At 68.7% G+C, this 19,748-nt stretch carries 19 protein-coding genes and 1 pseudogene (1 of these 20 cut by a window edge); 17 read left to right on the forward strand and 3 right to left on the reverse strand.

What is annotated here, in order from left to right:
• Nucleotides 1-13 precede the first annotated feature (13 nt).
• On the forward strand, nucleotides 14-1,012 hold the full coding sequence (locus E6J58_03720) for an NAD-dependent epimerase/dehydratase family protein (protein TMB40825.1): 999 nt from the start codon (nucleotides 14-16) through the stop codon (nucleotides 1,010-1,012).
• Here the strand turns inward: E6J58_03720 and E6J58_03725 are convergent.
• Nucleotides 999-2,000 (reverse strand): RluA family pseudouridine synthase, encoded by a 1,002-nt coding sequence (locus E6J58_03725; protein TMB40826.1) that lies wholly within the window; start codon nucleotides 1,998-2,000, stop codon nucleotides 999-1,001. The genes E6J58_03720 and E6J58_03725 overlap by 14 nt on opposite strands.
• A gap of 56 nt (nucleotides 2,001-2,056) precedes the next feature.
• Between E6J58_03725 and E6J58_03730 the strand changes: the two genes are divergently transcribed.
• Together E6J58_03730 and E6J58_03735 are read left to right on the forward strand one after the other, a co-directional pair.
• Nucleotides 2,057-3,142: a UDP-N-acetylglucosamine 2-epimerase (non-hydrolyzing) gene (locus E6J58_03730; protein ID TMB40827.1), complete on the forward strand. Its 1,086-nt coding sequence runs from the start codon at nucleotides 2,057-2,059 to the stop codon at nucleotides 3,140-3,142.
• A 444-nt stretch (nucleotides 3,143-3,586) separates the two neighbouring features.
• Nucleotides 3,587-5,236, forward strand: a complete 1,650-nt coding sequence (locus tag E6J58_03735) for a hypothetical protein (GenBank protein ID TMB40828.1) — start codon at nucleotides 3,587-3,589, stop codon at nucleotides 5,234-5,236.
• Nucleotides 5,237-5,251: 15 nt separating this feature from the next.
• Here the strand turns inward: E6J58_03735 and E6J58_03740 are convergent, their stop codons facing one another.
• A complete protein-coding gene (locus E6J58_03740) occupies nucleotides 5,252-5,938 on the reverse strand; it encodes a tetratricopeptide repeat protein (protein ID TMB40829.1) in 687 nt (228 codons plus the stop codon).
• A gap of 61 nt (nucleotides 5,939-5,999) precedes the next feature.
• Here E6J58_03740 and kdsB point away from each other — a divergent pair, with 61 nt between their 5' ends.
• The 3 genes from kdsB to E6J58_03755 are packed head-to-tail and all read left to right on the forward strand — an operon-like array spanning nucleotide 6,000 to nucleotide 9,252.
• Complete coding sequence (kdsB, locus tag E6J58_03745; protein ID TMB40830.1) at nucleotides 6,000-6,731, forward strand: 3-deoxy-manno-octulosonate cytidylyltransferase; 732 nt, start codon at nucleotides 6,000-6,002, stop codon at nucleotides 6,729-6,731.
• Nucleotides 6,728-8,458: a CTP synthase gene (locus tag E6J58_03750; GenBank protein ID TMB40831.1), complete on the forward strand. Its 1,731-nt coding sequence runs from the start codon at nucleotides 6,728-6,730 to the stop codon at nucleotides 8,456-8,458. The genes kdsB and E6J58_03750 overlap by 4 nt, the downstream gene beginning before the upstream one ends.
• Nucleotides 8,455-9,252 (forward strand): 3-deoxy-8-phosphooctulonate synthase, encoded by a 798-nt coding sequence (locus tag E6J58_03755; GenBank protein ID TMB40832.1) that lies wholly within the window; start codon nucleotides 8,455-8,457, stop codon nucleotides 9,250-9,252. The genes E6J58_03750 and E6J58_03755 overlap by 4 nt, the downstream gene beginning before the upstream one ends.
• Here the strand turns inward: E6J58_03755 and E6J58_03760 are convergent.
• Complete coding sequence (locus tag E6J58_03760; protein TMB40833.1) at nucleotides 9,215-10,318, reverse strand: DMT family transporter; 1,104 nt, start codon at nucleotides 10,316-10,318, stop codon at nucleotides 9,215-9,217. The genes E6J58_03755 and E6J58_03760 overlap by 38 nt on opposite strands.
• Between E6J58_03760 and E6J58_03765 the strand changes: the two genes are divergently transcribed.
• The 11 genes and pseudogenes from E6J58_03765 to rapZ all read left to right on the forward strand — a co-directional run.
• Nucleotides 10,247-10,723 carry a 3-deoxy-D-manno-octulosonate 8-phosphate phosphatase gene (locus tag E6J58_03765; GenBank protein TMB40834.1) on the forward strand — a complete coding sequence of 159 codons (477 nt, stop codon included), beginning with the start codon at nucleotides 10,247-10,249 and terminating at the stop codon, nucleotides 10,721-10,723. The two genes, E6J58_03760 and E6J58_03765, sit on opposite strands and share 72 nt — an antisense overlap.
• Nucleotides 10,720-11,625, forward strand: a complete 906-nt coding sequence (locus tag E6J58_03770; protein ID TMB40835.1) for a lipid A biosynthesis acyltransferase — start codon at nucleotides 10,720-10,722, stop codon at nucleotides 11,623-11,625. The genes E6J58_03765 and E6J58_03770 overlap by 4 nt, the downstream gene beginning before the upstream one ends.
• A 241-nt stretch (nucleotides 11,626-11,866) precedes the next feature.
• Nucleotides 11,867-12,259, forward strand: a complete 393-nt coding sequence (locus E6J58_03775; protein TMB40836.1) for a hypothetical protein — start codon at nucleotides 11,867-11,869, stop codon at nucleotides 12,257-12,259.
• Complete coding sequence (locus E6J58_03780) at nucleotides 12,256-13,152, forward strand: hypothetical protein (GenBank protein ID TMB40837.1); 897 nt, start codon at nucleotides 12,256-12,258, stop codon at nucleotides 13,150-13,152. The genes E6J58_03775 and E6J58_03780 overlap by 4 nt, the downstream gene beginning before the upstream one ends.
• Nucleotides 13,149-13,874: an LPS export ABC transporter ATP-binding protein gene (lptB, locus tag E6J58_03785; GenBank protein TMB40838.1), complete on the forward strand. Its 726-nt coding sequence runs from the start codon at nucleotides 13,149-13,151 to the stop codon at nucleotides 13,872-13,874. Before E6J58_03780 ends, lptB begins: the two co-directional genes overlap by 4 nt.
• Nucleotides 13,875-13,887: 13 nt before the next feature.
• A complete protein-coding gene (gene rpoN / locus E6J58_03790) occupies nucleotides 13,888-15,555 on the forward strand; it encodes an RNA polymerase factor sigma-54 (protein ID TMB40839.1) in 1,668 nt (555 codons plus the stop codon).
• Between the two features lie 75 nt (nucleotides 15,556-15,630).
• Nucleotides 15,631-16,215 (forward strand): ribosome-associated translation inhibitor RaiA, encoded by a 585-nt coding sequence (gene raiA / locus E6J58_03795; protein TMB40840.1) that lies wholly within the window; start codon nucleotides 15,631-15,633, stop codon nucleotides 16,213-16,215.
• Nucleotides 16,216-16,230: 15 nt separating this feature from the next.
• Nucleotides 16,231-16,692, forward strand: a complete 462-nt coding sequence (locus E6J58_03800; GenBank protein TMB40841.1) for a PTS sugar transporter subunit IIA — start codon at nucleotides 16,231-16,233, stop codon at nucleotides 16,690-16,692.
• A gap of 76 nt (nucleotides 16,693-16,768) precedes the next feature.
• Entirely contained in the window at nucleotides 16,769-17,953 is a 1,185-nt protein-coding gene (locus tag E6J58_03805; protein TMB40842.1) for a hypothetical protein, read from the forward strand.
• 36 nt (nucleotides 17,954-17,989) lie between these two features.
• Nucleotides 17,990-18,955 carry an HPr kinase/phosphorylase gene (locus E6J58_03810; GenBank protein TMB40843.1) on the forward strand — a complete coding sequence of 322 codons (966 nt, stop codon included), beginning with the start codon at nucleotides 17,990-17,992 and terminating at the stop codon, nucleotides 18,953-18,955.
• A pseudogene (gene rapZ / locus E6J58_03815) lies at nucleotides 18,955-19,748 on the forward strand (RNase adapter RapZ) (it continues 85 nt past the right edge of the window). Before E6J58_03810 ends, rapZ begins: the two are co-directional and overlap by 1 nt.

Below are 19,748 nucleotides of genomic sequence, written 5' to 3' on the forward strand. Positions count from 1 at the left end.
GGGGGGAACGCTGATGTCGAAGGTGTGCGTGACCGGCGTGGCGGGCTTCATCGGCGGGCATCTCGCCGAGACCCTGCTTCGCGAAGGGCACGACGTGGTGGGGCTCGACGATTTCTCCAGCGGCAAGCGGGACACGGCGGCGCTGCTCGCGAAACATCCGAAGTTCACGCTCATCGAAGGCTCCGTCGCCGATCGCGAGACGGCGCGACGGGCCGTGGAGGGGTCCACCTGGGTGTTTCATCTCGCAGCCATTCCCTCGGTGCCCCTGTCCATGGCGGAACCGGAGAGGACCAATGCCGTGAACGTCGGCGGGACCGTCAACGTGCTGGAGGCCGCCCGGGCGGCGGCCGTCAGCCGGGTGGTGCTGGCCTGCTCGTGCGCGGCGTACGGCGACAGTCCCGAGCAACCGAAGCACGAGAACCTGGTCCCCCGCCCGATGAGCCCTTACGCGGCGCAGAAGATCGCCTGCGAGCTGTACGCCCAGACGTATACGCGCGCGTACGGCCTGCCGTGCGTGGCACTGCGGTTCTTCAACGTCTACGGGCCGCGGCAGGACCCGAAGAGCGAGTATGCCGCCGCCATCCCCCGGTTCACCACGCGGCTCCTCGCCGGGCAGCGGCCCATCGTGTTCGGAGACGGGCTGCAGACGCGCGACTTCGTCCATGTCGAAGACGTCGTCCGCGCGAACCTGCTCGCGGCGATGAGCGAGAAGGCGCCGGGCGAGGTGATCAACGTCGCCAGCGGGCGCAGCTCGTCCCTGCTCGATCTGATCGCCACGCTCAAGCAGGTGATCGGCGAGTCCGCGGCGCGGGTGGAGATCGAGTTCCAGGCGCCGCGGCCCGGAGACCTCCGGGAGTCGTCGGCGGACATCTCCAGCGCGCGGGCGCTGCTCGGATTCGAGCCACGCCTGCAGCTCGCGGAGGGCCTCGCCGGCGTCGTGGCGTTCTTTCGAGGCGCCATGACCGGTTCAGCCTCGAGCAATAGCCGGCAAAGCCGCTCTAGATCGGCCTGAAACTCTCGAGCAGCGCCGCGATGTCCGCGGGCAGTGGCGACTCGAATCGCATCGGCTCCCCGCTCACCGGGTGCGGCAAGCTCAGCTCGCTCGCGTGCAGCGCCTGGCGCCACAGGCGCAGCTGGCGGCGCTCCTCGGCGGTGATCAGCTCGTCGAACATGCCCGGCGGCGCGGGCGAGCCGCCGCTCTCCGCCAACCGGAGGAAGATCTCCTCGGAGGGGCCGTACAGCTTGTCTCCGAAGAGCGGGAATCCCGCCGCGTGCAAGTGCGCACGGATCTGATGCTGCCGGCCCGTGCGAGGAACGCAGCGGAGCAGGGTGGCCCCTTCATAGCGTCGAACCACCTCGCACGAGGTGAGGCAAGGAGCACCCGCGGCGTCGACGCGCACTTTCACCTTCACCCTGCCGCCGCCCACGACGAGCGGCAGATCGATGTCGAACCGGTCCTCTGGCGGCGAACCCTGCACCACCGCCAGGTAGGCTTTCTCGACCTCGCGGCCGGCGAAGGCGGCCTTCAGGCGCCGGGTGTGGAGGGACGAGCGTCCACAGGCAAGGAGTCCGCTGGTTTCCCGGTCCAGGCGGTGAGCAGGGTCCGGCTTTTCTCCGCGGGCATTGCGGTGCCGCTGCTCCAGGGCCCAGGTCAGCGTCGTCATGTGATAGCGCGCGGTGGGGTGCACGGCGAGGCCCGCGGGCTTGTCGACGACCAGCAGCGCCTCGTCTTCGTAGATGACCGGCACGTGCGGCGGCTCGCCCGAATCGCCCGGACTTCTCTTGCGCAGCGAGAAGCGCAGGCCGGGCCAGATCTTCGTGTGCGGAAGCAGCTCCGCCTCCGTGTGAACCAGGGCGCGGCCTCGGAGCAGGCGATCGAGACGGTCCGGCGGGAGCGGGCGCTTCAGCTTCTCCGCCACGTACGCGGCGAGCGTCCAGCCCGCGTAGTTGGGCTCGACCTCGTAATGGATGAGCGAATCGTCCGCCAGGCTGTCTCCCAGTCATCTGTATAACAACGGAAGTTGCGGTCCCCGACAGCCGTGCGCACGGTAGCCGGGTGAAGATTCTTCACGTCGTCGGAGCGCGCCCGAACTTCATGAAGGTGGCGCCCATCCTCGCCCAGCTTCGCCGGCTCGAGGGAGTGAAGCAGGTCCTGGTGCACACCGGACAGCACTACGACGCGAGGATGTCGGACGTCTTCTTCCGCGACCTCGGCATGCCGGATCCCGACGTCCACCTCGGCGTGGGGAGCGGCACCCACGCGCAGCAGACGGCGAAGGTGATGATGGAGATCGAGCCGGTCCTCGTCCGCGAGCGCCCCGACGTCGTGGTCGTGGCAGGCGACGTGAACAGCACGGTCGCCGTCGCCCTCGTGGCGGCGAAGATGGGCGTGGCCATCGCGCACGTCGAAGCCGGCTTGCGTTCGCGCGACTGGACGATGCCGGAAGAGATCAATCGCGTCCTCACCGACCGCCTCTCCGATCTGCTGTTCACGCCCTCGCGCGACGGCGACGAGAACCTGCGCCAGGAAGGGATCGATCCGGCGCGCGTGCACTTCGTCGGCAACGTGATGATCGACTCTCTCCACGCCGCTCTGCCGCGCGCGCGGGAAAGCCGCATCCACCAGCGCCTCGAGCTTGGCCGCGGCAACTACGCGCTCGCGACCCTGCATCGGCCGGCGAACGTCGACGAACCGGTCGCGCTCGGGCGCCTGCTTTCGGCGCTGACCGAAGTCGCGGCGCAGGTACCCGTGGTGTTTCCCATCCACCCGCGGACGCGCGCACGCCTCCCGCCGGACCTCGACGCGCCCGGCTTGAGGCTGGTGGAGCCGCTCGGGTACCTCGACTTCCTCGCCCTGATCGCGGACGCGAGGCTGGTGATGACGGACTCGGGCGGAATCCAGGAGGAAACCACGGCGCTCGGCATCCCGTGCCTGACGCTGCGCGAGAACACCGAACGCCCGGTGACGGTGGAAGTGGGGACGAACCAGCTCGTCGGGACCGACCCGGCGAGGGCGGTCGCGGCGGCGCGCGAGGTGCTCGCCGGCGGGGGCCGGCGCGGACAGATTCCCGAGTTGTGGGACGGGCGCGCGGCGGAGCGGGTGGCAGGGGTGCTGGTCGGGTTCTGCGAGAGGGGACGATGAAGCGGAAGACGAGAAGGCGGTTCGCGAAGTTGCGCCGTCTGCGTTCGCGGCTGTTCTAGCCGCTCCCGCACGAAGTGCGGGTATGCGGCTACGCAGCTGCTTTAAGCTGTACAGGCCCTCAAATGCGGCCTAAACGAGGCGCGTGCAGGCCGCGCTCATCGTTCCGGTCGCTTTGGCGGCGGCGCTCTGGCTGTGGTTCCTGGCCCGCGGGCGGACGCGGGGCAACCTGAAGCGGATCGCGCTACGGGTCACGCTGCTCGCCCTCGCCGGATTCCTCGTGGGCGTCGCAGCCCAGCGCGGCTTGCTATTGCACGCGTCGCCGGGCTTCCGGATCGCGCTGGTTCTCGCGGTGGTGATCGTCACCGTCGGGTACCTCTATCTCACGCGCTTCTGCGGCGCCTGCGGACGCATGGTGCGCAATCTCCGCATTCCGACCTGCCCGCGATGCGGCGCGTACCTTCCCCGCCACGGCATGACGGCGCGGTTGCGTCGCCCGGGCGACGAGCGGCTCTGGACGCCGAAGGACAGGCCGCGTCCCTCGCGCTCGCGTCATCCGGAAGGCCCCAGCGCGTGAACGGACACCTCGATCTGTCCGGGGAAGTCAAGCAAGGTCTGTTGCTCACCGGGGAAGTCGGCGCCGACGAGGTGACGCGTCTCTTTGCCGAGCACGGCGAGAGCGCGCTGCACCGCCTGCGCGGCGCGTTCGCGGTGGCCCTCTGGGACGAGAAGTCGAGGTCCCTGCTGCTCGCGCGCGATGCCCTCGGACGAAAGCCGCTCTACTACTGCGTCTCCGGCAAGCAGATCTGGTTCGGGACGCGCTCGCCAAAAGCAGCGCCGCGCGGCCAGATCGACCGCGCCGCGCTCTCGGACTATCTCGAGCTCGGCTACGTTCCCGCGCCAGCCACGACCTGGAGCGCGGTGCGCAAGGTGCCTTCCGGACACCTGGTCCGGTTCAATGAGTCCGGCGCGCGCCTGGATCGCTGGTTCGAGACGCCGCTGCCCGGTTCCGGGCCCAGGCCCTCGCGCATCGCGGTGCGCGCGCGTTTGGAAGAGGCAGTCCGGCGGCGGCTCGCCGACCGGCCGGCGACGTTGCTCTCCGGAGGACTCGACTCGAGCGCGCTTGTCGCCCTGATGACCCGGCTTTCCGGCCGGGTTCGCACCTATGCAGCCGGAAGCGACGAGGACCTGGAGCTGGCGCGGCGGATCGCGGAGCGCTTCCGATCCGAGCACCATGAGCTGCGCGTCGTGCACCGGCCGGCGGAGGACCTTCCCGCCCTGATCGCCGAGGCCGGCGAGCCGTTCGCGGACCCGGCGCTGCTCGCCATGGCGGGACTTCTGCGGGAGATGCACGGACCGGTGCTCACCGGGGACGGCGCCGACGAGCTCTTCGCCGGCCACGTCCGCTACCTGCGGGCGGCGCGCATCCCGGAGCTGCGGCCGGCCGCGAGCGCGGCAAACCTGCTCCGCAAAGTGGCGCCGATCCGCCACCGCGGCACGTTGCACCGGGCGGCCGTGACCCTGCGGACCACCGGGCCCGAGCGCGCGCGCGCGCTGGTGGAGATCTTCACTTTCGAGGAGCGGGCGGCGCTCCTGGGGAGCTCGGCCCGGACGGCGCCGGGCCCGCGCACCGCCGATCTCGAAGGGCTGGAGGCGGCGCTGGCGTTCGATCTGGAGGTCTCGCTTCCCGACGACGTGCTCTTCCGCCTCGACGTCGCTGCGAACGGGCGCGACGTGCGCACGCCGTTCGTCGACGTCGATCTGGCGCAGACGGTCGTCCCGCCTCCCTGGAGGGAGAAGCTCGGCCGCCTCCACGTGCGCCGGCTGCTGCGGGAAGCGGTGGCGGATCTGCTGCCCCGCGACGTGCTCATTCGTCCTCCGCGGCCTCCCTCGGTCCCGATCGGCGCCTGGCTCCGGGGACCGCTGCGGCAGATGCTCCACGATCTCGTGCGGGCGCCGACCGCCCGGATCAGGACCCTGCTCGACCCGCGCGCCATCGATCGCGCGCTCGCGCAATCGCTCGTGCCTCGAGGGAATCCGCAGCAGGCGTGGACTTTGCTTTGCCTGGAGCTTTGGGCGCGCAACCAGCGCGGGTAACGGATCGGGAGGTCTTCAGCTCTTCGTGCCGAGCGGGACGACGACCGGGGCACCGAGCTCTTTGAGGGCGAGACGCAGCAGCTCCTTGGCTTCGTCCGGCGGGAGCTCGCCCGTGCGCTCCGCTTCGCGCAACGCGGTGACGGCTTCCTCCGGACGGTCGGTGAGGATGCGGAGCCGGGTCCAGAGGGCATGGAAGCGGACCCAATCGTCCCGGTCGTCCTCGGCGTCGAAGAGCCGTTGCGACGCCGCCCAGGAAAGGATCTCTTCCTCGAGTGGGACGGCCCCCTTGCGCAGCTCGGCCAGCTCGACGGCGGTTTCCAGCAGGGTCAGCACCACCTCCTCCGCCCCGGCCGGCAGGGCTCCGCCCTCGCGAAACCCGCGCACGTCGCGGGACAGACCTTCGATGGCGCGCAGGAACGCCGTCTCCGCCCCTTTCACGTCGCCCGACTCGCGACGGGTGCGCCCCAGACCGATCTCCGCCGCGCTCAGGCCGGGCGCGAGCTGGAGGACCCGGCGAAACTCGTGCTCCGCGCCGTCCAGATCGCCGAGCTCATCGAGGTAGATCTCCCCCAGCGCCCCCCGGGCCAGCACCTCCGCCTCGCCTCCCTGCTGGGCGGCGCGGCGCAGGACGCGGATCGCCTCCTGCGGATCGGTCTGACGCAGCTCGAACGCGGCGTGTCGGATGTCGTCCAGAACTCCCATCCGAAAGCGTGGATAGCACGTTCCGGTTGCAGAGACGGCCCAGGTCGATTTACAACACGACGTGCGCCTCGCAGCCCTGATTCCCGCGCGCTACTCCGCCCAGAGACTGCCCGGAAAGCCTCTCGCCGACATCGGCGGGGTCCCGATGGTCGTGCGCGTCGCCGAGCGCGCCCGCCAGACCGCAGGCGTCGACGCGGTGGCCGTGGCGACGGACGACGCGCGGATCGTCGAGGCAGTCGAGTCTGCGGGATTTCGCGCCCTGATGACGGACCCGGCCTGCCGTAACGGGACCGAGCGGATCGCACAGGCTGCCCGCGATCTTCCCGCCGACGGCTATCTGAACGTGCAGGGGGACGAGCCCCTGATCGATCCGCGCGCGATCGCGCAGGTTGCCTCGCTCCTGCGCGCGGGCGCCCAGATGGCGACGCTTGCCCGCCCCCTGCAGCCGTCCGAGGCGGACCTTCCGCAGGTGGTGAAGGTGGTGCTCGACGACCGCCGCCGCGCGCTCTACTTCTCGCGCTCGCTCATCCCCTACCCGCGCAGCGGCGGCGAGGTGGCGCCGCTCGCGCACATCGGCATCTACGGATTCTCCTCCGAGACGCTGCAGCGGTTCGCGAAGCTCCCCGAGACCGCGCTGGAGCGGGCGGAGGGGCTCGAGCAGCTCCGGGCGCTCTCCTACGGGATCCCCGTCGACGTCGGAGTGGGCGATTATCGTTCGATTGCGGTGGATACGCCGGAAGATCTGGAGCGGGTGCGCCGGTTGTTCGAGGACGAGCAAAGGAGACACGGATGAGCGCATTTCGGACGGAGCGCCGGGGCGACCCCGCTCGCGGAAAGCGGACCAAGTACATCTTCGTCACCGGCGGCGTCGTGTCGTCGCTGGGCAAAGGGCTCTCTTCCGCATCGCTCGGCGCCCTGCTCGAAAACCGCGGCCTGAAGATCACCCACCTCAAGCTCGATCCGTACATCAACGTCGACCCGGGGACGATGAGCCCCTTCCAGCACGGCGAGGTCTACGTCACCGACGACGGCGGCGAGACCGATCTCGACCTCGGTCACTACGAACGCTTCAGCTCGGCGAGGATGTCCCGCAACAACAACGCCACCACCGGGCGCATCTACCTGAACGTGATCAACAAGGAGCGCCAGGGCGAGTACCTGGGCAAGACCGTGCAGGTGATTCCCCACATCACCGACGAGATCAAGCGCTTCATCTTCAGCGCCGTCGAGGAGAACGACATCGTCATCGTCGAGGTGGGCGGGACCGTCGGCGACATCGAGTCGCTGCCGTTCCTCGAGGCCATCCGGCAGATGAAGTACGACGTCGGCAGCGAGAACGCGCTCTACATCCACCTGACGCTCGTGCCGTACATCTCCACCGCGCACGAGGTGAAGACCAAGCCCACGCAGCATTCGGTGATGAAGCTGCGCGAGATCGGCATCCAGCCCGACATCCTCCTCTGCCGCACCGACCGGCCGCTCTCCAAGGAGATCAAGGACAAGATCGCGCTCTTCTGCTCGGTCGAGCCTGGCTCCGTCTTCACCGCGGTCGACGTGCAGACCATCTACGAGCTGCCGCTCGCGCTGCACGAGGAAGGGCTCGACGATCGGGTGGCGGAGCTCCTCAACATCTGGAGCCGCGCGCCCCGGCTCGACAAGTGGGAGCGCATCGTCAAGGCCATCAAGGAGCCTTCGCGCGAGGTGCGCATCGCGGTGGTCGGCAAGTACGTCGATCTCACCGAGTCCTACAAGTCGCTGAACGAGGCGCTGGTCCACGGCGGAATCGCCAACGACTGCCGCGTCTCGCTCGACTTCATCGACTCCACGCAGATCGAGCAGCTCGGCGCCGATACCCTGCTCCAGCATGTCGACGCCATCCTGGTGCCCGGCGGGTTCGGCGTGCGCGGCACCGAGGGGAAGATCGCCGCGGTGAAGTACGCCCGGGAGCGGAAGATCCCGTTCTTCGGCATCTGTCTCGGCTTGCAGATGGCGGCCATCGAGTTCGCCCGCGACGTCTGCGGGCTGGACAAGGCGAACAGCCACGAGTTCGACGAGGGCACGCCCCACCCGGTGGTCTCGCTGATGGCGGAGCAGAAGCAGGTCACCGCCAAGGGCGGGACCATGCGTCTCGGAGCTTATCCCTGCACGCTGAAGCCGGGCTCGCTCGCCTCGAAGGTGTACGGACGGCAGGAGATCAGCGAGCGGCATCGGCACCGGTACGAGATCAACAATGCCTACCGCTCGCAGCTCGAGGAGAGGGGGCTCGTCGCCAGCGGCATCAACGAGCAGCTCGGCCTGGTCGAGGTGATCGAGCTGCAGGGGCATCCGTATTTCATCGGCTGCCAGTACCACCCCGAGTTCCAGAGCAAGCCGTTCCAGCCGCACCCGCTCTTCGCCGGGTTCGTCAAGGCGGCGCTCGAGCAGCGCGCCCGCAAGGGGCTCTCGGTGCCTCCGCCGGCGCAGACTGCAACCACGCCGGAGATCGTCCTTTCTTCGGGCACGCCGGTAGCCAAAGCGTGAAGTTCGGCGGCGGCCAGCTGGTCGTGATCGCGGGTCCGTGCGTGATCGAGGGCGAGGAGTTCACGCTCCGTCACGCGCGCAGGGTGGCGGACGCCGCGCAGAAGCACGGGGTGCCGGTCGTCTTCAAGAGCAGCTTCGACAAGGCGAACCGCAGCAGCGGGAAGTCCTTTCGCGGTCCCGGGCTCGCCGAGGGGCTGCGGATCCTCTCGCGCGTAAAGAAGGAAGTCGGCCTGCCGGTGCTTACCGACGTGCACGAGCCCGCGCAGTGCGCGCCCGCCGCCGAAGTGGCGGACGTGCTGCAGATCCCGGCGTTCCTCAGCCGGCAGACGGATCTCATCGCCGCGGCGGGGCAGACCGGACGCGCCGTGAACGTGAAGAAAGGGCAGTTTCTCGCGCCGGAGGACATGAAGAACGTCGTCGAGAAGCTTCGCGAGGTGGGTACGCGCGACGTCCTTCTCACGGAGCGCGGCGCATCGTTCGGCTATCACAACCTGATCGTCGACATGCGCTCGCTGATCATCCTCCGGCAGCTTGCGCCGGTGTGCTTCGACGCGACGCATTCCGTGCAGCGGCCCGGCGCGCAGGGCACCGCGAGCGGCGGCGACCGGACGTTCGCCCCGGCGCTTGCACGGGCCGCCGCGGCGGTCGGCATCGACGCGCTGTTCTGCGAGGTGCACGAGGATCCCGATCGCGCCCTCTCCGACGGTCCGAACTCGCTCACGTTCGCGATCTGGGACGCGCTGGTCGGCGACGTGCTCAGGATCCGCCGCGCGTTGTCAGCCACAGCCCCGTAGCGATCACCACCAGGGCCACTGCATCGAGCGGCGCGAGCGGCTCGCCCAGCATCACCGCCCCGAGCAAGAGGCCGAAGACCGGCGTGAGGAAGAAATAGGCGCTGACCCGGCTCGCCTCGCCGTGCTGGAGGATCCAGAACCAGAGCATGGACGCGCCGATGCTCAGCACCACGATCAGGAATGCGAGGCTCGCCAGGACCGGAAACGTCCATTCGACCCGTGGCCTGCCCTCGATGAGCAGCGCAGCCGGCAACAGCACCGCTCCGGCGAGCAGGAGCTGCGCCGCGTTCAGCACCACCGGATGCGGCCGCCTGCGCCATCGCTTGTAGAGGATGTTCGAGAACACGAACGCGAGGACGCCCACGGCGGAAATCAGCACGTCGATGGGGCGCGCCTCCTGCGTCAGCGCCCGGGTGTGCATGGCGAGCACGACCCCGGAGAACCCGAGCAACAGGCCCACTGTCTTGCGCAGCGTGAGGGGCTCGCGCAGGAGCCACGGCGCCAGCAGTGCGAGAAGCAGGGGGTTGGTGCTGGCGACGATGGAGCCCATTCCGGCGGACAGGTGCCGCAGCGCCTCGTAGTTCAACCCGAGATAGAGGGCGTTGCCGCCGGTGCCGAGGAGCAACAGCCGCAGCCAGGTCCCCCTGTCGCCGGGGATGCGCAGGCCGGCGAGCCATGCGCCGACGAACAGCGCACCCCCGGCGAGGAAGAAGCGGATCCAGAGGATGGTGAGCGGCGGCGCGGCGCGGGCGAGGATACGGCTGGGGACGAACGCGGATGCCCAGAGAAAGACGTAGAGGATTGCGACGGCCGTTCCGAGGAGGCCCGCCGGATGATGCCGCGCGGGCGGCCGTGGACCGGTCACGGTGGCTAGGATGCCGTAGCGCGCGCCGCGACGCGCCGGCCGCCATGGTAGAAGCGCGCCGTGCCGAAGAAGCTGCCGCGCGCACTGCTGCAGCGCATCCGTCTGGTGGTGCTCGACGTCGACGGAACCATGACGGATGGCCGCCTCTACTACGGCGCGCAAGGGGAAGCCTTGAAGGCGTTCGACGTCCGCGACGGCCATGGGCTGCGGCTCTTGACGCTGTACGGCGGCGTGAAGCTCGCCGTGCTCACCGGACGCCGGGCGGACCTCGTGGAGCAGCGATGCCGCGAGCTCTCGATCGGGCATGTGGTGGGACAGAGCCGCGCGAAGGGCGACGCCATCGAGCGCATCGCGGCCGACCTCGCCATTCCCCTCGCCGAGGCCGCTTTCATGGGGGACGACGTGAACGATCTTCCGGCGCTGAGAAAGGTGGCGCTCTCCTGCGCGCCCGCGGACGCCGCTCCCGAGGTCCTGGCGGAAGTGCAGTGGGTGTCCCGCAGGCCCGCCGGACGCGGAGCGGTGCGCGAGCTGTGCGAGGTGCTCCTGGCGGCGAAGGTCGGTTGGCCCCCGCCTGAAGAAGAGCCGAAGCCCGTTCCGCAGGCATGAGCGTCGGCCGGCGAAAGCGCTTCCGACGCGAGCTGCGCGTCCGGGCGCTCCTCGCGGCCCTGCCTCTCCTCCGCGTTCTGCCGCTCCGCGCAGGAGCCGCGCTGGGCTGGCTGGCCTGGTATCTGGTGCCGCGGCAACGGCGGCTGGCGCAGGCGCACCTGGCGCTCGCGTTTCCGGAGCGGAGCGAAGGGGAGCGCGCGCGGATCGGCCGCGCCAGCTTCGTCAATCTCGGCCTCGCGGCGCTGGAGGCGGCGCGCGCTGACCGCCTCGACATTCGCAAGACCGTGGAGCTGGGACCCGATGCCGAACGCGTTCTGCGAGCGGTACAGGCGGAGGGCAACGGCGTGGTCCTGGTGACCGGGCACATCGGGGCGTGGGAGCTCTTCGCCCGGCGTGTCGCCGCGCTGGGGTTCCCCTGCGGCACGGTCGCGAAGGAGGCGCACGATCCCCGTCTCACTGCGCTGCTGCAGCGGAGCCGCGAGGCGGCGGGCGTGCGGGTCTTCTGGCGAGGCGACCCGATGTCCGCGCGGCAGATCCTCCGCTTCCTGCGCGCCGGTGGAATGCTCGGCTTTCTCATCGATCAGGACACACGGGTCGCCGGCCACTTCGTTCCGTTCTTTGGCCGCCCGGCATTTACGCCGCGTGCCGCCGGCGACCTGGCGGCACGACTAGGGGCGCCGCTGGTGTTCGCTTGCGCGCATCGAGTGGCAAGCGGCGTGCATCGGATGGTCGTGCGACCGGTCGACGTTCCTCGCACGGGCGATCGCGAGCGAGACTCTTTCGCGCTCACCGCCGCAGCCACCAGGGAGATCGAGGAAGAGATCCGGAAACGGCCGGACGAGTGGGTCTGGATGCACCCCCGCTGGCGTACACAGAGCGGCGATATTGCAAGGAAAAACTAGTTCGCGAGCGAACAGAAAAACGCGCGGGAACGCCTCGACAGGGAAACAGCGCGGTGATAGCCTTTCCCTGCAAATGAGAAGCCAGAATGCACGCGCTGTCTTCCGAGTGGTCGCGCCCGTTCTGGTGGCTGCCTGCGGCAACGGCCTACCCCCGCGAATATCCTCCATTTCCCTACGTGATGACGCTCCTGACCTTTCCCTGCGAAGCGTAGCGTTCGCCCGCCTGGCTGAAGGGCGGGTGGTGGCCCGAGGGAACGCCGAGCGGCTCGACTACCGGCGCGCCGGCGCCCGGATGGAGGCGGTCCGCGGCGGCGCCGTGATCGACCCGGACCCGGGCACCGGCATCGCGGCGTTCGGCTCCGTGCGTTTCATCGCCGAGCGGGTCGAGGGCGAAATTGCGAACCGCAGAGGGATCGCCTCGGGCGCCGTTCGGGTCGACACATCGCGCGGAGATACCGCGCGGACCGAACGCGTGTTCTACGACGGCGACTTCCTGCGCAGCGACGTGCCGGTGGCGGCGGAGGGGCCCGGCTACCGCGTGGACGGTCGCGGGATGGTCGCGCGCACCGATGGCACGTCCATCCGGCTCACCGATGGCGTGGTCGGGCAACTGCAGACGGAGGCGCGGCGGTGACCGGCGCGATCGTTCTCCTGGCGGCGGCCGCTCTCCTCTCCGGCCCGCTGGATTTCAACGCTCGCGACATGCGCATCGAGCCGCAGGGTCGGCGCGTGCTCCTCGATGGGGACGTCCGCCTCACGCGCGGCGATCTCCACGTGACGGGCGAGCACGCCGTCGCCGAGTACGGGAAGCAATCGGCGCAAAAGGCGCGGGCCAGGAAGGCCGAGGCCGTCGCCGGTGGGCAGACCGTTGAACGGTTTACGGTCCGCGGCAACGTGCGCGTACAGCGCGGCTCGCGGACGGCTACGGGCGAACAGGGCGTCGTCGACGTCAAGGGTCAGACGCTCGTCCTGACCGGAACGCTCGAGACGCCTCCCATGGTTCGCGACGGGGCCGAGACGCTTTCCGGGGAGCGGATCCTGCTGCGGCTCGACAGCGAGGACGTCGACGTGATCCGTCCCCGCGTCGTCCTGCGGCGGTCGCTGGCCGAGGAGGGTCACGCTGCTCCTCCCACGCCGGTCAAGGTGGAAGCGGACCATCTCGTGCTGCTTCAGGCGCGCCGGCTGGCGCGTTTCACCGACGACGTCGTGCTTCGCCGCGGCGACGCGGTGGCGCGCAGCCCGCGGATGGAGGCGCGTTACGACGCCGACGGGCAGCTCACCAGGCTCGAGCTGCGGGGAGGCGTGGACGTGCGCCAGGGGGACCGGCGGGCCACCGGGGAAAGCGCCGACTACGATGCCCAGGCGCGAACGCTGGTGTTGCAGGGCGATCCGAAGCTCTACGACCAGGGCGACGTGCTGACCGGCGACCGCATCGATCTCGCGCTCGACTCCAAGGAAGTGCGCGTCGAGCGCGCCCGCGGCCGGCTGCGCCCCGAAGCCCACAAGCGCGAGGCCGCGGCGCAATGACGACGCTCCACGCGCACGGCCTCTCCAAGAGCTTCCGCGGACGCCGCGTCGTCGACGGCGTGTCCTTCTCCGTGGCGCCCGGCGAGGTGGTGGGCCTTCTCGGACCGAACGGCGCCGGCAAGACCACCAGCTTCCATTGCGTGGTCGGCCTCCTCGCGCCGGACGCGGGCGAGGTGCGCCTCGGCGAGAGGGACCTCTCCGGCCTTCCCCTTCACGAGCGCGCCCGGATGGGAATCGGCTACTTGCCGCAGGAGCCGTCGATCTTCCGCAAGCTGACGGTGCGGCAGAACTTCCTGCTCGTCCTGGAAGGCTTCGGGATGAAGCGGGCGGAGCAGGAGGAGAAGGCCGACGAGCTGTTGACGGAGTTCGATCTGTTGCGCGTCGCGGACGCCCGTGGAGAGACGCTCTCCGGCGGGGAGCGCCGGCGCGCGGAGATCGCCCGCTCGCTGCTCGCCGATCCGCGCTTCATGCTGTTCGACGAGCCGTTCGCCGGCATCGATCCCATCGCGGTGCACGACCTGCAGCGTCTGATCCACAGGCTGCGGGAGAAGGGGCTGGGGATCCTGATCACCGACCACGCGGTCAGAGAGACGCTGGGGATCTGCGATCGCGCGGTCCTGCTCGTGGAAGGAAGGCTTCTCGAGTCGGGAACTCCGGCCGAGATCGCGGCTTCGCAGCGGGCGCGCGCCGTGTACCTCGGCGAGCGGTTCAGGCTAGAGTAAGGGGGGTGCGGGGATGGCGTTGGAGCTCAAGCAGAGTCTGAGGTTGTCGCAGCAGCTGGTGATGACTCCCCAGCTGCAGCAGGCGATCAAGCTTCTGCAGCTCTCGAGACTCGAGCTGGTCGATCTCATCCGCTCCGAGATGGAGCAGAATCCTCTTTTGGAGGAGCCGCAGGAGGGAGCCGAGACCGAGCTGAACGAGGCTCCGCCCGAGCTGGTCTCGACCCTCAACCAGAGCATCGAGGCGAGCGAGCTCGCGCCGCCCGCCCCGGAAGTCGCCCAACCCGATCTGAAGGCCCGCGCCGAAGGCGACGTCAAGCGCGACGACATCGACTGGGAGCAGTACCTCGACAACTACCAGACCCAGCACACCGCCCCCTCCGGCGGCGGGTTCAGCTCCGAGGACCTGCCCTCGCTGGAAAGCACGCTCACGCGCGGCGAGAACCTCACCGAGCACTTGATGGAGCAGCTGCGGATGGTGGGGCTGTCGCCCGAAGAGGAGCGGATCGGCGGGCTGATCATCGGGAACCTGAACCGCGACGGCTATCTGGTCGTCGACCCTGATCTGCAGCCCACCGTGCCTGCCTTCGAGCCGGACCCTGCGCCGGCGGATCCGGACAAGCCGCCGGAAGTCCCCGCCGTGGCTCCCGAGGCATTGGAGGCGTTGCGGCGCGAGCAGGAGTCGCGCAAGCCGAAGAGCGAATGCGATCCGCTGCTCCTGCTTGCGCTCGAGGCCGGGGTCTCGGCGGCGACGGCGGAGAAGGTGCTGAAGAAGATCCAGCGCTTCGATCCCATCGGCTGCGCCGCGCGCGACCTGCGCGAGTGCCTGCTGGTCCAGGCCAAGCACTACAACAGCGAGGGCGAGGGCAAGGACGACCCGGACGCCGAGCTCTTGCCGGCCATCATCCGCAAGCATCTGAAGAGCGTGGAATCGAAGAAGTACCCGGTCATCGCGCGCGACCTGCAGGTCTCGCTCGACGAGGTGGTGGCGGCGATCAAGCTCCTCTCCCGCCTCGATCCGAAGCCCGGCCGCAACTACTCCGGGGAGGAGCCGCAGTACATCACGCCCGACGTCTACATCCACAAGATCGGCGACCAGTACGTCACGGTCCTCAACGACGACGGGCTCTCCAAGCTCCGCATCTCCCAGCACTACCGGAACGCGCTGAAGAACGGCGCCAGCCCGCAGAGCAAGGAGTACATCCAGGAGAAGCTCCGCTCCGCGGTGTGGCTGATCCGCTCCATCCACCAGCGGCAGCGCACCATCGTCAAGGTCACCGATTCGATCATCAAGTTCCAGCGCGACTTCCTCGACAAGGGGATCGCGCACCTCAAGCCGCTGATCCTGCGTGACGTGGCCGAGGACATCGGGATGCACGAGAGCACGGTCTCGCGCGTGACCACGAACAAGTACGTGCACACTCCGCAGGGCATCTACGAGCTGAAGTTCTTCTTCAACTCCTCCATCGCCCGCGCCAACGGCGGCGACGACATCGCCAGCGAGGCGGTGAAGAACCAGATCAAGCAGATCGTCTCCGGCGAGCCCGGGGACAAGCCGTACAGCGATCAGAAGATCGTGGAAATCCTCCGCTCCCAGAACGTCGACATCGCGCGGCGCACCGTCGCGAAATACAGGGAGGTGCTCGGGATCCTGCCGTCCAGCAAGCGCAAGAGGTACTTTTAGCCACCCCCGCCGAAGGCCGGGTAGTGGCTAACGCTTTAGGCTGTACATCCTAAAGTTGGTCTTGGGGGTCACTCCATGCAGGTCAACATCACCTTCAGGAACATGTTCGCCACCGAAGCTCTGCGGAACCACGTGCAGGACAAGCTCTCCAAGGTGGTCGACAAGTACCTGGACAAGGTGACCGAGGCCCACGTCACGCTGTCCCTGGAGCGCTATCTGCACCAGGCCGACGTCAACCTCCACGCCGGACACTTCCATGTCCGCGGGAAAGAGAAGTCGGAGGACATGTACGCGTCGATCGACACGGCGATCGACAAGATCGAACGGCAGCTCAAGAAGCACAAGGAGCGCCTGAAGAACCACCGGCCGGCGCACGTCCACCAGGCCGGCCCGGTGCGCGTCCGCTACGAGGTCTTTTCCGCGAGGGAGGATCTCGACGGCATTTCTCCCGAGTTGATCCGCCGGGACGAGTTCCTCGCCAAGCCGATGAGCGTCGAGGAAGCCTTGATGCAGATGGACCTGCTCAACAACGATTTCCTCGTCTTCACCAGGCCCGACAGCTCCGAGCTGAACGTCATCTACCGGCGCAAGGACGGCAATTACGGTCTGATCGCGCCGGGCGGTGAAAGCGTCGTGAAGCAGCAAGTCGCCGCGAAGTGAAGTAAGCTCGGTCCGATGCGCATCGCCGAGTTCCTGCGCGAGGACCTGGTGTTCCCCGACCTCGCGGCGACGGACAAGGCGGGCGTGCTCGGCGAGATGTGCGCCGGGCTTGCCCGGGTCTACCCGTCGCTCTCCGCGCAGAAGCTCACCGAGACGTTGCTCGAGCGCGAGAAGCTCGGCTCGACCGGGATCGGCGAGGGCGTCGCGATTCCGCACGGCAAGCTCTCCGGGCTTCCCGGTCTTCTTGCAGCGTTCGCGCGAAAGAAGTCAGGCGTCGACTTCGCCGCCATCGACGCCAAGCCGACGTATCTCTTCTTCGTGCTCTTCGCGCCGGACAACTCAGCGGGCCTGCATCTCAAGGCCCTGGCCCGCATCTCGCGGCTGTTCAAGCAGCCGCAGTTCAGGCAGGGGATCCTCGCCGCGAACGACGGCGCCGCAATCTTCCGGCTGATCTCCGAGGAAGACGCGAAGTACTGATCGCAGGCGATCGCTCGCCTGTCTGCCCGTGGGCATCGCAAGGCCGGATGCGTACCGTCCGTGCTGGGGGTGGGCGATGCGGCACGGGCTCGTCGCGGCGGCGGTTCTGGTGGCCGTCGCCTGCGGCAGCGGAGAAAAGGTCGAAACCGCGGCCGCAGGTCTCCCAGGCGCCGATGCGGGCGGGGTCGCGGCCGATGCCGGCACCGTCAAGACAGCTTGCGATGGCCTGGTCCCGACGGTTTCGGGCACGCCGCTGGTCGTCGACGTCGGCAGCGGCAACGTGAATGCCACGCCGATCTGCAGCGCCGCGAGGTCCGACGAGGGAACCGGAACGGTACCGCTGCGCTTCGCCTCGTACCACTCCAGCGTTGGCGGCTCGTACGAGAACGCATGGGTCTTCTACCGCTCGACGGATGCCGCGGTCCTCGGACGCCGCCAGTGGAACGGCGGAGACGGTCCGGTGGCGCTCCTCACTCACCCGGAGGGGTTCACGGGAATCGAGCTGTCGCCCGAGAGCGGCGAGATCGATCTGCACAGTCTCACGCATCAAGGAGCGGAGTCTCTCGAGACGCCGACCAGAGCAGGGCGGACCGTCGTCGCCGACCCCGCCGGCGGGAGCATGGTCACGTTCGAAGTGCAGAGATCCGCTGCGCAGTACGCGCTACGCTACGACCGGTTCGACTCCGACGCCGGGCTCGCCGCCACCGCCGTCGTCGCCACAGGCCCTCCTCTGGGAGCGGATGAGGATGTCACCTGGCTGGCGGGAACGACGACGTCGGGCGACACGCTGTTGGTGTTCGCCACGACAAATGGCGGCTGCCGCGCCGTCTGGCTGGATCGCGACGGGGGCCGGACGTCCCCCGAGTTCGCACCGGCCCGGTGCACCGTGCAAGAGCTGCATCCGCTCCTCGACGGGACGCTGGCGGTCTCCAGCAACGACCTCGACGGGAACCCGGCCGTCGTCGCGCTCGCCCGGCCCCGGACGGCGGGCTTCGAGGATCCTCCCCGATGGCTCGCCGGCGTCACGCTACGCGAGTTCTTCCTGCTGCCGGGTGGGAAGGGATACGCGCTGCGGCGGCAGGGATCGGGTCAACCGATCGAGATCCTCGCCGCAACGGGAGAAACCTGCGGCAAGGTGCGCCCGGCGGACCTGGACAAGGGGCCCTTCGTCATCGGTCGCGACGGCACCCTGGTCGAGCAGGACCTCACCGGTTCCGCAGGGCCCTGCACCTTCCGCTGGTATCCGCAGCTCTTCAAGTAGAGCAGAGCGCCGCGCTCTGTTACGCTTGCGCTGTCGATGGACTCGATCAAGATCGAGCAGCTCGTCAAGGACCTGGATTTCGATCTCCGCCTCGAGTTGCTGGCCGGAGAGGGCGGTCTCGATCGGCGCGTGGTCAGCTCTCGCATCCAGAAGCCGGGGCTGGCGCTCAGCGGCTTCACCGAGCACATCCACAAGGACCGCCTTCAGGTGTTCGGCAACACCGAGATCAGCTACCTCGCGACCTTGCGCCACGACGAGGCGCTCAAGCGCGTGCGCGATCTCTTCCGCCTCCCCATCGCCTGCCTGGTGGTGACCAAGAACCTGCCGGTCGAGGACTGGGTGAAGCGCGAGGCCAGCGACGCCCGCGTCCCGCTGCTGCGTACCAGCCATCTCTCCTCCACCTTCATCGACAACATCGAACGGTTCCTCCAGGAGGCGCTCACCGCCAGCACCTCCGTGCACGGCGTGCTCATCGACGTGATCGGCGTCGGCGTCCTCATCCTCGGTAAGAGCGGGATCGGCAAGAGCGAGCTGGCGCTGGATCTGGTGACCCGCGGCCACCGCCTGGTGGCGGACGACATCGTGGATCTAAAAAAGAAGCAGGGTGGCTCCGTCTACGGGAGCGGATCGGAGATCATCAAGCACCACATGGAGATCCGCGGGATCGGCATCATCAACATCAAGGACCTCTTCGGCGTGTCCGCCGTGCGCGAGCGCAAGAAGGTGGAGATGGTGGTGGAGCTGGTCGAGTGGGACGACAAGGTCGAGTACGACCGGCTCGGCGTCGAGGAGCAGAAGTACACCATCCTCGACATCGAGGTACCGCTGCTGGTGATCCCGGTGCGTCCCGGCCGCAACCTGACCACCATCGTCGAGGTGGCGGCGCGCAACCACCTGCTCAAGCTGCAGGGCCATCACTCCGCCAAGGAGTTCCAGGAGAAGCTCTCGCGCGAGATCGCGCAGGCCACGCTGACCCGCGGGATCGGCGACGAGGTCGAGTAGTGGCCGATCTCGGGGAGAACAACCCACCCAAGCGCGGAGCGGACACCCATCGCATCGTGCTGGTGACCGGGCTCTCCGGCGCAGGCAAGTCGACTGCGACGAAGGCGCTGGAGGACCTGGGGTTCTTCTGCATCGACAATCTGCCGGCGCTGCTGCTGCCCAAGCTGCTCGAGCTGGTCAGCCACGGGACCAGCGACGAGGTACAGCGGCTGGCCATCGTGGTCGACGCGCGCGAGGGGCGCTTTCTCGATTCCACCCCGGGGGCGCTGGACGAGGTGCGCCGCGAGGGGCATCAGCTGGAGGTGGTCTTTCTCGACTGCGCCGACGAAGCGCTGATCCGCCGCTTCTCCGAGACGCGCAGGCGCCATCCGCTCAGCCCGGACGGCAGCGTCGAGGAGGGCATCGCAGAGGAGCGGCGCATGCTGGCGCAGCTCCGCGCTCTCGCCGACCAGATCGTCGACACCACGCGGATGAACGTTCACGAGCTGCGCGATGCCATCACCGCGAAGTTCGGCGGACCAGGCCTCGACGACAAGCTCAACCTGACCCTGCTGAGCTTCGGCTTCCGCAACGGGATTCCAGAGGCGAGCGATCTGGTGTTCGACGTCCGCTTCCTGCCGAATCCGTACTTCGTGGAGGGCCTCAAGCCGCACCCCGGGAACGACCCGAGGGTCTCGCAGTGGGTGCTCGAGCGCACGCAGACGCAGGAGTTCCTCGCCCGGCTGGAGTCGCTGCTCCACTTCCTGATCCCTCAGTACCGGGCCGAGGGAAAGAGCTACCTCACGGTCAGCAT

This window comes from Deltaproteobacteria bacterium, assembly GCA_005879535.1.
Taxonomy (GTDB): Bacteria; Myxococcota; Myxococcia; order Myxococcales; family 40CM-4-68-19; genus 40CM-4-68-19.

Bases quoted from the DNA above. Each gene is read 5' to 3' on its own strand.
- E6J58_03720 (TMB40825.1), top strand. From the start codon at position 14: ATGTCGAAGGTGTGCGTGACCGGCGTGGCGGGCTTCATCGGCGGGCAT.
- E6J58_03735 (TMB40828.1), top strand. From the start codon at position 3,587: ATGCGGCGCGTACCTTCCCCGCCACGGCATGACGGCGCGGTTGCGTCG.
- E6J58_03740 (TMB40829.1), bottom strand. From the start codon at position 5,938: ATGGGAGTTCTGGACGACATCCGACACGCCGCGTTCGAGCTGCGTCAG.
- E6J58_03750 (TMB40831.1), top strand. From the start codon at position 6,728: ATGAGCGCATTTCGGACGGAGCGCCGGGGCGACCCCGCTCGCGGAAAG.
- E6J58_03765 (TMB40834.1), top strand. From the start codon at position 10,247: ATGACGGATGGCCGCCTCTACTACGGCGCGCAAGGGGAAGCCTTGAAG.
- E6J58_03760 (TMB40833.1), bottom strand. From the start codon at position 10,318: ATGGCCGTCGCGGACGTCGAACGCCTTCAAGGCTTCCCCTTGCGCGCC.
- E6J58_03770 (TMB40835.1), top strand. From the start codon at position 10,720: ATGAGCGTCGGCCGGCGAAAGCGCTTCCGACGCGAGCTGCGCGTCCGG.
- lptB (TMB40838.1), top strand. From the start codon at position 13,149: ATGACGACGCTCCACGCGCACGGCCTCTCCAAGAGCTTCCGCGGACGC.
- rpoN (TMB40839.1), top strand. From the start codon at position 13,888: ATGGCGTTGGAGCTCAAGCAGAGTCTGAGGTTGTCGCAGCAGCTGGTG.
- raiA (TMB40840.1), top strand. From the start codon at position 15,631: ATGCAGGTCAACATCACCTTCAGGAACATGTTCGCCACCGAAGCTCTG.
- E6J58_03800 (TMB40841.1), top strand. From the start codon at position 16,231: ATGCGCATCGCCGAGTTCCTGCGCGAGGACCTGGTGTTCCCCGACCTC.
- E6J58_03805 (TMB40842.1), top strand. From the start codon at position 16,769: ATGCGGCACGGGCTCGTCGCGGCGGCGGTTCTGGTGGCCGTCGCCTGC.
- E6J58_03810 (TMB40843.1), top strand. From the start codon at position 17,990: ATGGACTCGATCAAGATCGAGCAGCTCGTCAAGGACCTGGATTTCGAT.